This is a genomic window from Streptomyces carpinensis, from assembly GCF_002154505.1.
Lineage (GTDB): Bacteria > Actinomycetota > Actinomycetes > Streptomycetales > Streptomycetaceae > Streptomyces > Streptomyces carpinensis.
Map to the genome: position 1 here is coordinate 39144 of NZ_MUBM01000095.1, position 11091 is coordinate 50234.

Genomic DNA, 11091 nt, shown 5'->3' on the forward strand with positions numbered 1-11091 from the left:
CGGGAGCGACAGCCGGCGCCGGGAGAGAGGGTCAGGAACGACAGAGCGCGCCGGCCACGCGCTGGAGGTCGATGTGGGGCCGGGAGTGGAGGCGGACGGCGTGGAGTAGGCGGGTCACGTCCGTCACCTCCGTCCGTCGGGCGCGTCGGACCGTGCGGCGCGCCGTACACATCTCCTCACAACTCGGAACGCGTCGGCCGCGCCGTCTGTTCCGGGCGCGCGGACCTGGCGGATGGCCGAGCGGCGACGCAGGGTGAAGCCGATCGACTCGTACAGCCGGATCGCCCGCGTGTTCTCCGCGGCGGCGTGCAGGAACGGTGTGTCCCCGCGGTCCCGGATTCCCGCCGCGACCGCGCGCACCAGCCGGGTGGCCAGGCCCCGGCCCCGGTGCTCGGGGTCGGTGCAGACGGCGCTGATCTCCGTCCACCCGGGCAGCCGCAGCCGCTCACCGGCCATGGCGATCAACCGTCCCTCGTGCCGGATGCCGAGATAGGTGCCCATCTCGACGGTCCGCTTCAGGAAGGGGCCCGGCCTGGTACGGGCGACCAGGTCCAGGATCTCGGGGACGTCGGCGCGGCCGAGCCGTACTGCCTTGGGGGCGGGGATGGGCCACGGAGGCGGTGTCCTCTCTCAGTCGGATGTGCGTGCGGAGTCGAGTGATGTGGCTGGTCGTCAGGAGTTGTCGAGCGGCAGACCGGGCGGGTTGACCTCGGACTCGGCGACGGCCTCGCCGGACAGGTTCCAGGCCTTGAGCCACTTGCCGTACTGACCGTTCTTGATCAGGTAGTTGATGGCGTCGGCGAGGGGCTTGGCGAGGCCGCTGTCCTTCTTGGCGGTCGCGGCGATCAGACCCTGGAGCCTCTCCCCGGCACCGGAGAACTGGCCCGCGATACGGGTCGCCTGGGGGGTGCCGGCGGTCTTCGCCGCGTGGTACGCGAGGTTCGGGTTGGGGCCGAAGTACGCGTCGATCTTGCCGCTGCTCAGCGCCAGGTAGGTGCTGTTGGTGTCCTGGAAGTACTTGACCGTGAGGGGCTTCTTGCCCTCCTTGGCCAGCTTCGCCTTCCACTCCAGGAGGATCTTCTCCTGGTTGGTGCCGTTGCCGACGGAGACCGTCCTGCCGGCGAGGTTCTCGTAGTCGCCGTCGAAGTTCCAGGCGCTGTCCTTCTTCACCTCGAGGGCCAGGTCGTCCTTCCGGTAGGAGGCGAACTCGTACTTCTTCTTGCGCTCCTCGGTGTCGGTGACGTTGGAGAAGGCCACGTCGACCTTTCCGCTGTCGAGGCCTATGAACAGGTTCTCCCAGGTCGACCGTCGCTCCTCGGGCTTTAGACCGAATACGGCGGCCACCAGGCGCCCGAGGTCGGGCTCGGAGCCCGTGAGCGTCTTCTGGTCGCTGCCCACGAAGCCGAGCGGCGGGCTGCCGGACGGCAGCGTGCCGGATCCGATCACCAGCTTGCCGCTCTTCTTGACGGCGTCGGGCAGTTCGGCCCTGATGGACTTCACCTCCGACACCTTCAGCGTGGTCTCGGTGGCCGCGGCGTTGGACAGCCGGCCCACGGTGACCGTGCCGGCGGCGTCGGTCGTGGTGGCGGCGTCGCTGTCACCCCCGCAGGCGGCGAGCCCGGTGGCGAGGGTGGCGACGGCGGTCGCCGCGGTGATGCCGCGTGTCAGGCTGCGTCGGGACATGTGGGTAGGCATGGCTGTCCTTGTCGTTCAGGAAGGGTGTCGAGGATGGCGTGGGGGGGAGTCGTGGTGCCCGGCACCGGCCGGGTCACAGGACCTTGCTGAGGAAGTCCCTGGTCCGCTCGTGCTGCGGCTTGTCCAGGACCTCGGCGGGCGGGCCCTGCTCGACGATCTTGCCGCCGTCGATGAAGACGACCCGGTCGGCGATCTCACGGGCGAAACCGATCTCGTGGGTGACGATCACCAGGGTGGTGCCGCTTCTCGCCAGGTCCCTGATGACGGCGAGGACCTCGCCGACGAGTTCGGGGTCGAGGGCCGAGGTGGGCTCGTCGAAGAGGATGATGCCGGGCCGCAGGGCGAGGGCGCGGGCGATGGCCACACGCTGCTGCTGCCCGCCCGACAACTGCCGTGGGTAGGCGGTCGCCTTGTCGGCGAGCCCGACCCGTTCCAGCAGTTCGCGGGCGAGCTCCTGGGCCGCGGCCTTGCCGAGCTTCCCGGTCGCCACCGGGGCGGCGGCCACGTTGTCCAGCACGGTCAGGTGCGGGAAGAGGTTGAAGTTCTGGAAGACGAAGCCGATCCGGCTGCGCTGGGTCAGGATGGCGCGCTCGCTCAGCTCCTTCAGCCGGTCGCCCTGTCGTCGCAAGCCGATCAGTTCGCCGTTGACGCTGACGTAGCCGATCTCGGGCTTCTCCAGGTGGTTGACGACCCGCAGCAGGGTGGACTTGCCGGAGCCGGAGGGGCCGATGATCACGGTGACCTCGCCCGGCCGGACGGTCAGGTCGATGCCGTTCAGTACCCGGTGGGTGCCGTACCACTTGTGCACGTCGTGCACCTCGACCGCGGCCGAGGCGGTCTCGAGGCTTTCCAGGGTCTCGATGGTCATACGGCGGCCTCCCTGCGGATGCGGGTCCGCAGGTCGCTCAGACCGGCCCGGAGTTTCTGCAACGGCGTCGGCGGCAGGGAGCGGGTGGCGCCCCTGGCGTAGTACCGCTCGACGTAGAACTGCACGACGGACACGATGCTGGTGAGGATCAGGTACCAGACGGTGACGACCAGCAGCAGCGGGACGATGTCGCCGGGATACGTGCTGCCCATGGTCTGGGCGGCGCCGAACAGGTCGAACAGGGAGACGTAGAAGACCAGCGAGGTGCTCTTGATCAGGCCGATGAGCTGGTTGACGTAGTTCGGGGTGATGGAGCGCAGCGCCTGCGGAAGGACGATCTTCCGGAACTGGTAGCCCTTGGGCAGGCCCAGCGCGGCGGCCGCCTCGTGCTGGCCCTGGTCGACGGAGAGGATGCCGCCGCGGACCACCTCCGCCGCGTACGCGGCCTCGTTGAGACTGAGGCCGATGACGGCGACCACCATGTCGGTGGCGAGCCGCGACTCGTCGAAGCTGAAGAAGGCGGGCCCGAAGGGGACGCCGACGCTGAGCGTCTTGTACAGGGCGCTGAAGTTGTAGAGGAAGATGAGCACCACGATCAGCGGTATGGAGCGCAACGCCCACACATAGGTCCAGCTGACGGCGCGCAGCACCGGACTCCTGGACAGCCGGCCCAGGGCGATCACGATGCCGCCGAGAAGGCCCAGGACCGCGCTGAGGGCGGTCACTTCGAGAGTGATGCCGAGCCCGTCGAGGATGGTCGGCCGGAAGAACCAGTAGGCGAAGCGGTCCCATTGGTAGAAGGAGTTGGTGATCAGGCCGTGGACGATCTGGGCGACGACGACCAGCACGACCGCGGTGGCGATCCAGCGGCCGGGCCGGCGCAGTGGCAGGACCCGCTGGGCGGCGAGAGGTTCGCTCCGTTGCGGCGCTGTATCAACGTCTGGCAACTCAAGTGGAGTTGACAGACTGTCAGTGGTCGTTTTCGAGGCGTCGAGGGACACGGCTGTCCCCGGCGATTCACTCATGGCGGGCTCCGAGAAGGTTCGGACACCCCTCGGCCGCGGCGACGTCGCGCAGCACCGTGCCGGCAGGCGAGGAGGCTCTGCCGGTACGGTGCGGCATCACGGGGCGCACGGTACCGGGAGGTGGGCGGACAACGGCACACCGCTCGGCGGTGTTCGTCGGATGCGCGGGCGGGGCTGCGGGAAGCCGTCAGCCCTGGAGCCGGCTACAGCCGGGCGCGGTACACAGTGCGCTGTTGACGCGGAGCAGATCGACGGCGCGGTCGGCGACGAGGAGCTGCGCGTGCGGCTGTACGCGGCGCGGGGAGCGGCGTACCGCCGTCCTGCGAGCTGCGTCCATGTCCGTCACCCGTCACTGTTCCGGCCCCGTGGGGCCTCGCGCTTACCGATCATCCGGTCCGGTCGTCACCTGGGGCACCCCACCGCGGTGCGAGGGTTGCCGGTCAGCCAGCCAGGGCTTGTCGCTGACGCTCATGACCGTTCTGAGCCGTAAGTAAGTCAGTTGGCCCGGTCGATGTCAATGACGTCCCACCCGCTGAAACAGCTCAGCGGCATTCGGCGCGGTCCGCGCCGCCGGCGTGGGCCGCCCAGTCGAGGATCTGCACGGCGGCTCCGGCCGCTTCCAGGCCCTGGCAGCGGGCGTGGTGGCGGCGGGCGATGCCGTCGAGGTCGAGGTGGGCCCCGAAGGCCGGGTGGGCCGCCAGGCGGCGTGCGTACGCCCACAGCGCGGGATGGTCCGCGATGCGCTGCACCGCGGAGGCGTCCAGGTGGACGCGGTGCACGGTGTCGAGGTGCACCAACGACACCCACAACTCGACGTCGGCCGCAGTGATCTGGTCGCCTGCCACATACGGGGTGCCGTCGGCGAGTCGCCGATCCAGTGCGCCCAGGGTGTCGAGCAGCACGTCCAGGGCCGCCGCCCGCACCACCGGGTCGGCGCCGGCGCGTCCGGCGTTCTGCGCGGCCTCGTCGACACCCTGGGCGCACAGGCGCTCGACGGCCTCGATCTCCGGGGCTGCGCGGCACGGGTACAGCGGGGCACGTCCGTCCCCGAAGTGCCGGTCCAGGTCCCGCATGATGTCGGGGGCATGGGTGCTGACGATCCGGCCGGACCAGTCGTCGCTGAGCACCGGCGCCAGGGCCGGGCCCGCGTAGCGGTGGGCGCTCGCCTCGTACAGCGGGCGCAGTGCGGCGTGCCCGCCGCCGGGACAGTCCGGTACGGCGGACAGGAAGGTCACCGGACAGATGTCGTCCAGGCCGAGCAGGCTGTGGGTGACGGCGATACGCAGGCCCTGCGGACAGGCGGTGGACAGGTGGAGGCGGTAGCGGCGCGGCACCGGGTAGTGGCCGCTGCGCGGGTCGCGGCCGATGCGGCCGCGCAACACGGGAGCGGTCGAAGTGGTGGGGCGGGCGGCGTGCGGCGTGATGGACATGTGCCTCCCTGGTACGGGCGCGTGGACGTACGCGCGGGGGAAGTCGGCGGCGGAGGGGTGTGCGACGGAAGCGGTCCGGGGCGAGGCTCACCGCATGGGTGCCGCGGGCCGGGGCGCGTGACGGGCCCGGCGCCGTGCGGTGGTACCGGCGCGCCGGCGGGGCCCGTGGCATGCCGCCGGGCCGGATCGGCGCGGGACCGTCGGGTTCAGCCCATGGGGCTGATGGCGCTGCACACGCGCAGCAGGTCGATGTGGCGGCGGGAGGTCAGAAGAGGCGACGGCCGCGGCGTACGGCTCACGCGGCCGGTGACCGGCTCAAGGCGCCCCATGTTTCCCTACCTGTTCACTAGGATTCCTCAGTGGAGTGTCGGTCCACCTGGAGCCGCAGTCAAGAGGGAGTCCGCCGGGCCGGCTCCCGAGGTGCGGACCGTGGGCGGTGGGAGTCGATGCGCAGGTTGCCGTAGTCCCAGGACCGCAGCGACAGCCGCCGCGACTCCGCGACGCGAGCCCGGTGTTCGGCGGCCTCACGCTCCTCCGCGGCGAAGGCCCGGACCGTCTCCATGTTCATCAAGCTGTCGGCGACGTGGCCGGACACCCGCGCGATCGCCTCCTCCCGCTGGTCGACGAGCGCCTGACGGCGGCGGACGAGGGGCGCCTGTTGAGGCCGATGTTGCCCACCGCCGGAAGCAGCATCGCGGGCACCGTCAGCCGCCGGAGCCGGGCCAACTCCCGTGCGTAGCGGCGAAGCGCGAGGAGCACCGAGCCCCTGCGGGGCGATGCCTTTCGTAACTCAGGCGATTCCATCCCACATCCCGTGGTGTCGTACGGCAGCCCGAAGCCGCCCCCGGCGGTTCACGGCACGGCCACCGAGCGAGTACGGGCAGGCCGGGGAGGGGAGTGTCCCGCGACGGCACCTGCGCGGTCCAAGCGTTTTTCCGGTCACCAGGACAACGAGAAGGCCGCCCCGGATTCCTCCGAAGCGGCCTGCGACCTGCGTCGTGCACGTCGGGACGACAGGATTTGAACCTGCGACCCCTTGACCCCCAGTCAAGTGCGCTACCAAGCTGCGCCACGTCCCGTCGGGTGTTCGCGCGGTGGCCCGTCCGAACGCCCAGGTAAACCCTACCGTACGTGAGCGGCCGCTGGCGGTCGGCCCCGGTCGGCCCGCGGTCGGCGGGGCGGCGCCGCAGTCCTCAGCCGGTGCGCCCCGGTGCCGCCTCCGCGGTGTCCTGCTCGACGTCCATGTCGTTCGCGTACGCGAGGAAGTCGTCGACCATCCGATGGAAGAGGGTGGCCAGCTGGTGGAGCTCGTCGGCGGACCAGTCGGACAGGGCGAGCTGCATGCCGCGGGCGCCGGCCTCGCGGATGCGGGCGATGGCCTCCCGGCCCGGCTCGGTGAGCCGGATGCGCTGGGCACGGCGGTCGTCGGGATCGGGGACGCGGATGACGTGGCCGGACTTCTCCAGCTGTTGCACGGTACGCGTCACATGGGAGGCCTCCACGCCGAGGCGGTTGGCCAGCTCGCCCGGCCGCAGCGGCTCGGAGTCGGCGATCTGGCGCAGCAGCGCCACCGCGGCGCGGTCCAGTGGCACGCCGGCCAGGCCCATCAGCCGCTCGTGCTGCCGGGCCCGTGTGCTCAGATAGGTGATGCGCGTCAGGGCGCGCTCGATCTCGGCCACTTCCGGCGAGATGACGGGTCCGGTGGGCGACGATGCAGTGGGCATACCCCCAGACTACCATATCGTTGACTTACTCAAGTAGTTTGCTGGATCGTTCACTGTTGCGACCCGCTCCTCCGCGGACCGTCACGGGCGGCGCGGCGACAAACGCGGCGGTCCCGGTCCCCGGGGACGTCCCCGCCGTCCCCGGGACGCGGGGACGGCATCCTCGGCGGCCGCCGCGGAAACGCTGGGCGACATGTGATCACGCCACGTGGTCACACGAACGACAGCCCGGAGGTTTCCATGATCCGACGGACCCTCACCGGCGGCCTGCTGGCCACGGTCGCGATGCTCGCGCTCGTGCCCACGGCCGCCGACGCCGCCCCGGCCGCTCCGGCTGCGCGCCCCGTCGCGTCGGCGGCCGCGTCGCAGCTGGTCCCGTCACTGCTGCCCGCCCCCGCCCGGCACCTGCGGCACACGCACCACGTCAACCACCGTCTCACGCACCACCGTTCGAACCCCTCCCTCGGGCGGGTGATGACGCATCGCTCTTCGCTCAACGTCCGGTCCGGCCCCGGCACCGGCTACCGCGTGATCGGCGTCCGGCACACGGGCCGGCTGGTCGCGCTGAAGTGCCGGACGTACGGGTCGTGGGTACGCGGCACCCACCAGTGGTACCGGCTCGCGCACGTGCGGGGTTACGTCTCGGCGCGCTATGTGCGCGTCCGCGGTGCCGTCCCGTGGTGCTGACCTCTCCTCGACCCCGTACGTCCTGACGGACAGGGCCCGTTCCGCGCCTCGCCGGAACGGGCCCCGGCACGTTCGGCCGTGCCGGAGCCACATCAGGCTCAGGTTTCTCATACCTCGCGGATGTGTGGCGGCGCCCGGAACCCGGGAAATCATTCCGGCAACCGGGGCGAAACACCCAAAGCGGAAATTGAGTCGGGAGCAGCATGATGCGGCAGGCCCAGGAAGCGGCACCGTCAGCCGGGCCGCTGGTGGCGACCCTGCGGGAGTTGAGGGACCGTACGGGCCTGAGCCTGGCGGCCCTCGCCACGCGCACTCCCTACAGCAAGTCCGCCTGGCACCGCTACCTGACCGGCGCCAAACGCCCCCCGCGCTCGGCCGTCGAGGCGCTCGCCCGGCTCGCGGGAGCCGACCCGGCGCCGGCCCTGGCGCTGTGGGAGGCCGCGGGCGACGCACCGCCCGCACCGGTCGAGTCCGAGGCGGGGTCCGAGTCCGAGGCCGGGCCCGAGACCGGGTCCGGGTCCGCCGGTGCGTCTCGTGCGCGCCCGGGACGGCTGCCGCTGCTGCCGGTGCTCACCGTGCTGACCGCGGTGGCGGCCGTGGTCACGGCCCTCGCCACCTCCTCGCGCGGCGCCGCGCCGGGCACTCGGGTCGTGCCCATGTCCCAGCGCTGCCAGGTGCGTCCCTGCCAGGGCGAGTTGCCCGGCGCATCGGCCTGCGCCCAGGACGCGCAGACCAAGAGCACCGTGAGCGACGCGACGTACACCGTGCGGCTGCGCTGGTCCCCCTCCTGCGGCACCGCCTGGTCCCAATTGCAGGTACGGGGCGCGGTGGCCCGGGAGGTGTCGGTGCGGACGGGCCAGAACGTGCTGTCGGCCACGTACTCCGCCGACGACACCCGGGGCGACACCAGTCCGATGCTCGCCGTGTCCTCACCGCGCGGGGTGGAGGCGTGCGCGGAGGTGAACGGGAAGGTGGCGTGCACGGGCCTGGACGACGACGCGGACGGGCACCCCTGACGCCGTTCGGGCCGTCCGGCGGGTCCCGTGGGCTCAGCCCGCGGTGAGCAGTTCCTGCGGTGTGCTGCCGCCGCGGGAGGACTGCTTCGTCGAGCGCAGGGCGGCGATGCCGATGAAGACCATCGACGAGACACCGGCCAGCGCGAACGCGGTGAAGCCCCAGTCGCCGCGGTCCGCGGCGAGCAGCTGGCCGCCGAGCCAGGGGCCGAAGACCGCCCCGAAGCGGCCCATGCCGGAGGTCCAGCCGACGGCGGTGGCACGGCTGTCGGGGGTGGTGCGGATGGAGACGGTGGCGTAGATCATGGTCTGGGCGCTGTTGAGGAACACGCCTGTCAGGAAGACCACCGTGTAGGTGAGCGCCAACGGCATGTGCACGCTGAGCAGGAAGACGCCGGCGGCCGTCAGCGCGAACCAGATCGCCGAGATCCGCGGAGCCCCGAACAGGTCGGAGGCGCGGCCGGCGACCAGCATGCCCACGATGCCGCCGAGGTTGAACAGGACGACGAAGGTCAGGGCGGAGCCGAGGTTGTAGCCCTCGCCGCGCATGAGGGTGGGCAGCCAGGTGGCGACGCCGTAGACGAGGAGCAGGCCGCCGAAGGAGGCCAGCCAGTACAGCAGGGTCTGGACCCACTCGCCGCCGCGGAAGAGGCCGACGAGGGCGCTCCAGCGGTCGGCGGGGTTCTTGCCGGCGGGTGCGGCGGGGAGTTCGACGTCGTAGCGGGCGGCCAGCGCGCGGGCCTCCTCGTCACGCCCCTTGGCGACCAGGAAGCTCAGCGACTCGGGCATGGCCTTGGCGAGCACCGGCACGAACAGCAGCGGGACCACGCAGATCCAGAAGGCGGAGCGCCAGCCGACGGGCTCCACCAGCCACTTGGCCACGTAGGCGGAGAGGATCCCGCCGGCGTGGTGGGCGGTCATCAGCGCGCCGATGGTGAGGGCTCCCCGGCCGCCGCGGGCGTAGTCGGTGACCATGCTGATGGCGGTGGGCAGCAGACCGCCGAGGCCGACGCCGGCGAGGGTCCGGCCGAGCCCGAAGACCGCGACACCGCCCGAGACCGCGCACAGTCCGGAGGCCAGCGAGAAGAGCGTGACGCAACCGACCATCAGCCTCTTGCGGCCGATCCGGTCGGCGACCGTGCCCGCGGTCAGGGCGCCGACCAGCATGCCGAAGGTCGCGTAGCTGCCGAGGTCGCCGGCCCGGCCGGGGGTGAGCCCGAGCGCCTTCTGCTCCAGCATGTGCGGCAGCACCGAGCCGTAGATGAACATGTCGAGGCCGTCGAAGAGCACGGCCAGCCAGCACAGGCCGACGACCAGCGCGGCCAGTCTGCTGCCGCGCGCGGGCAGGGCGGTGGAGGAGGACATCGTCGTTTTCCTCTCGTCCAGGAGGCGTCCCCTGGAGGGGATCGGGGATGGGGGTCCCCCTGCTCGGGCGGAGCCGGGGGACCGGGGGAGGGTCGAACGCGGCTCATGCGGCGGACCCATTCGATGCGCTAGACGGTAGGAGCCGCCCCAGTGAGTGTCAACGCTTTTGTCAACAATCTCCGCGACAAACCGTCCCGGACGGCCCGCGGACCCGGCGCACGGCAAACCCGCAGGTGACAGAAGGGGGTGGGCGGCACACCGTGGTGTGCCGCCCACCCCTTCGTGCACGCGGTGTCAGCCGACGGGTGGTGTGCCGTGGGTGTGGAAGGACGCGATGGTCCGCAGGCCCCAGGCCTGCCCCTTCGCCCGCTCGGTCTCGGTCCAGGTGATCAGCGGCCAGTCGGGCGCCAGCACCAGCCGGGTGAGCGGATTGCACAGTTCGATGCGGTTGCCGCCCGGCTCGTAGACGTAGAGGAAGAACGTCTGCTGGATGGCGTGCTTGTGCGGGCCCGTCTCGATGAACACGCCGCTGTCGATGGCGAGATCGGCGGCGCGCAGGATGTCCTCGCGGGTGTCGGTGGCGAAGGCGATGTGGTGCAGCCTGCCGCTCGAACCCGTCCAGTCCTCGGTGTAGACGACGTCGTACGACTTGTCGGTGAAGGTCAGCCAGCGGGCCGCGATCCGGCCGGTGTCGAGCCGGATCTGCTCGGTGGGCCGGGCGCCGAGCACGTCCTGCTGGAACTCGGCGTTGGCGAGCACGTCGGCGGCCAGGAAGTTGATGTGGTCGAGTCGGCGCACGCCCACGCCCCGATTGGGCTTGGCCTGCGGCTGGTTCTTCAGCGCGGGCCTCAGTTCCTCGGGGGCCCGGTAGTGCTCGCTCTCCCAGTACAGGGCGTGTTCGTGCCCGTCGGGATCGGTGGTGACGTAGAGCTTGCCGAGCCCGGGTTCGTCCTCGACCCAGCGGCCGGGGCGCCCTGCCGCCTCGATCGCCCCGACCCGGCGCCGGAGGGCCTCCTCGCTGGAGGTGCGCAGCGCGAGCCGGCCGAGGCCGGGCCGGTCGCGGGCGGTGAGGACCAGGCTGTGGTGCTCGTAGTCGTCGAAGGTGCGCAGGTACACCGTGTTGCCGTCCCGGCCGCACACGGTGAGGCCGAGGTAGTCGGTGAAGAAGGCGACACTGGCGTCCAGGTCCGGGGTGAACAGCTGGGCGTGCCCGACGTGGGCGATGTCACCGAGGGGCGGAGCCATCGTTGTCTCCAAGGGGTCGTGCGGGGGCGGTACGGGGGG

The 11091-nt window shown here is 71.5% G+C and carries 12 protein-coding genes, 1 tRNA gene, 2 pseudogenes and 1 riboswitch; of the genes and pseudogenes, 2 read left to right on the plus strand and 13 right to left on the minus strand.

Features of this window, described 5'->3' with window-relative positions:
• Positions 1–31 precede the first annotated feature (31 nt).
• The 11 genes and pseudogenes from BZY54_RS55425 to BZY54_RS14385 all read right to left on the minus strand — a co-directional run bounded on the left by BZY54_RS55425 (position 32) and on the right by BZY54_RS14385 (position 6742).
• A complete protein-coding gene (locus tag BZY54_RS55425; RefSeq protein ID WP_425276280.1) occupies positions 32–172 on the minus strand; it encodes a putative leader peptide in 141 nt (46 codons plus the stop codon).
• Positions 124–603, minus strand: a pseudogene (locus tag BZY54_RS14350) (GNAT family N-acetyltransferase); the annotation flags it as partial. The pseudogene BZY54_RS14350 and the gene BZY54_RS55425, both read right to left, overlap by 49 nt.
• A 69-nt stretch (positions 604–672) precedes the next feature.
• Positions 673–1695, minus strand: a complete 1023-nt coding sequence (locus BZY54_RS14355; RefSeq protein ID WP_086725564.1) for an ABC transporter substrate-binding protein — start codon at positions 1693–1695, stop codon at positions 673–675.
• Between the two features lie 73 nt (positions 1696–1768).
• Complete coding sequence (locus BZY54_RS14360; RefSeq protein WP_086725565.1) at positions 1769–2563, minus strand: amino acid ABC transporter ATP-binding protein; 795 nt, start codon at positions 2561–2563, stop codon at positions 1769–1771.
• Positions 2560–3588 carry an amino acid ABC transporter permease gene (locus BZY54_RS14365; RefSeq protein ID WP_086725566.1) on the minus strand — a complete coding sequence of 343 codons (1029 nt, stop codon included), beginning with the start codon at positions 3586–3588 and terminating at the stop codon, positions 2560–2562. Before BZY54_RS14365 ends, BZY54_RS14360 begins: the two co-directional genes overlap by 4 nt.
• 187 nt (positions 3589–3775) lie before the next feature.
• A complete protein-coding gene (locus BZY54_RS52215) occupies positions 3776–3925 on the minus strand; it encodes a hypothetical protein (protein ID WP_208640649.1) in 150 nt (49 codons plus the stop codon).
• Between the two features lie 33 nt (positions 3926–3958).
• Positions 3959–4064: riboswitch (SAM riboswitch) on the minus strand.
• A gap of 66 nt (positions 4065–4130) precedes the next feature.
• The gene (locus tag BZY54_RS14370; RefSeq protein WP_086725567.1) at positions 4131–5018 is read right to left on the minus strand and encodes a glutathione S-transferase C-terminal domain-containing protein; all 888 of its coding nucleotides are present in this window, start codon (positions 5016–5018) and stop codon (positions 4131–4133) included.
• Positions 5019–5224: 206 nt separating this feature from the next.
• Positions 5225–5347, minus strand: coding sequence for a putative leader peptide (locus tag BZY54_RS54750; RefSeq protein ID WP_279634683.1), 123 nt, complete (start codon positions 5345–5347; stop codon positions 5225–5227).
• A 110-nt stretch (positions 5348–5457) separates the two neighbouring features.
• A pseudogene (locus BZY54_RS55430) lies at positions 5458–5670 on the minus strand (ABC transporter transmembrane domain-containing protein); the annotation flags it as partial.
• A 353-nt stretch (positions 5671–6023) separates the two neighbouring features.
• Positions 6024–6097, minus strand: a tRNA-Pro gene (locus tag BZY54_RS14380).
• Positions 6098–6211: 114 nt separating this feature from the next.
• A complete protein-coding gene (locus BZY54_RS14385) occupies positions 6212–6742 on the minus strand; it encodes a MarR family winged helix-turn-helix transcriptional regulator (protein WP_086725568.1) in 531 nt (176 codons plus the stop codon).
• A gap of 240 nt (positions 6743–6982) precedes the next feature.
• Here BZY54_RS14385 and BZY54_RS14390 point away from each other — a divergent pair, with 240 nt between their 5' ends.
• Complete coding sequence (locus BZY54_RS14390) at positions 6983–7429, plus strand: SH3 domain-containing protein (protein WP_086725569.1); 447 nt, start codon at positions 6983–6985, stop codon at positions 7427–7429.
• 203 nt (positions 7430–7632) lie between these two features.
• Complete coding sequence (locus tag BZY54_RS14395; RefSeq protein WP_086725570.1) at positions 7633–8445, plus strand: helix-turn-helix domain-containing protein; 813 nt, start codon at positions 7633–7635, stop codon at positions 8443–8445.
• 33 nt (positions 8446–8478) lie between these two features.
• On the opposite strand, the gene BZY54_RS14400 is transcribed toward BZY54_RS14395, so the two are convergent.
• A complete protein-coding gene (locus tag BZY54_RS14400) occupies positions 8479–9807 on the minus strand; it encodes an MFS transporter (protein WP_086725571.1) in 1329 nt (442 codons plus the stop codon).
• A gap of 294 nt (positions 9808–10101) precedes the next feature.
• The gene (locus BZY54_RS14405) at positions 10102–11052 is read right to left on the minus strand and encodes a catechol 2,3-dioxygenase (RefSeq protein ID WP_086725572.1); all 951 of its coding nucleotides are present in this window, start codon (positions 11050–11052) and stop codon (positions 10102–10104) included.
• Positions 11053–11091 lie beyond the last annotated feature (39 nt).

Bases quoted from the DNA above. Each gene is read 5' to 3' on its own strand.
- BZY54_RS55425 (WP_425276280.1), bottom strand. From the start codon at position 172: ATGTGTACGGCGCGCCGCACGGTCCGACGCGCCCGACGGACGGAGGTG.
- BZY54_RS14355 (WP_086725564.1), bottom strand. From the start codon at position 1,695: ATGCCTACCCACATGTCCCGACGCAGCCTGACACGCGGCATCACCGCG.
- BZY54_RS14360 (WP_086725565.1), bottom strand. From the start codon at position 2,563: ATGACCATCGAGACCCTGGAAAGCCTCGAGACCGCCTCGGCCGCGGTC.
- BZY54_RS14365 (WP_086725566.1), bottom strand. From the start codon at position 3,588: ATGAGTGAATCGCCGGGGACAGCCGTGTCCCTCGACGCCTCGAAAACG.
- BZY54_RS52215 (WP_208640649.1), bottom strand. From the start codon at position 3,925: ATGGACGCAGCTCGCAGGACGGCGGTACGCCGCTCCCCGCGCCGCGTA.
- BZY54_RS14370 (WP_086725567.1), bottom strand. From the start codon at position 5,018: ATGTCCATCACGCCGCACGCCGCCCGCCCCACCACTTCGACCGCTCCC.
- BZY54_RS54750 (WP_279634683.1), bottom strand. From the start codon at position 5,347: ATGGGGCGCCTTGAGCCGGTCACCGGCCGCGTGAGCCGTACGCCGCGG.
- BZY54_RS14385 (WP_086725568.1), bottom strand. From the start codon at position 6,742: ATGCCCACTGCATCGTCGCCCACCGGACCCGTCATCTCGCCGGAAGTG.
- BZY54_RS14390 (WP_086725569.1), top strand. From the start codon at position 6,983: ATGATCCGACGGACCCTCACCGGCGGCCTGCTGGCCACGGTCGCGATG.
- BZY54_RS14395 (WP_086725570.1), top strand. From the start codon at position 7,633: ATGATGCGGCAGGCCCAGGAAGCGGCACCGTCAGCCGGGCCGCTGGTG.
- BZY54_RS14400 (WP_086725571.1), bottom strand. From the start codon at position 9,807: ATGTCCTCCTCCACCGCCCTGCCCGCGCGCGGCAGCAGACTGGCCGCG.
- BZY54_RS14405 (WP_086725572.1), bottom strand. From the start codon at position 11,052: ATGGCTCCGCCCCTCGGTGACATCGCCCACGTCGGGCACGCCCAGCTG.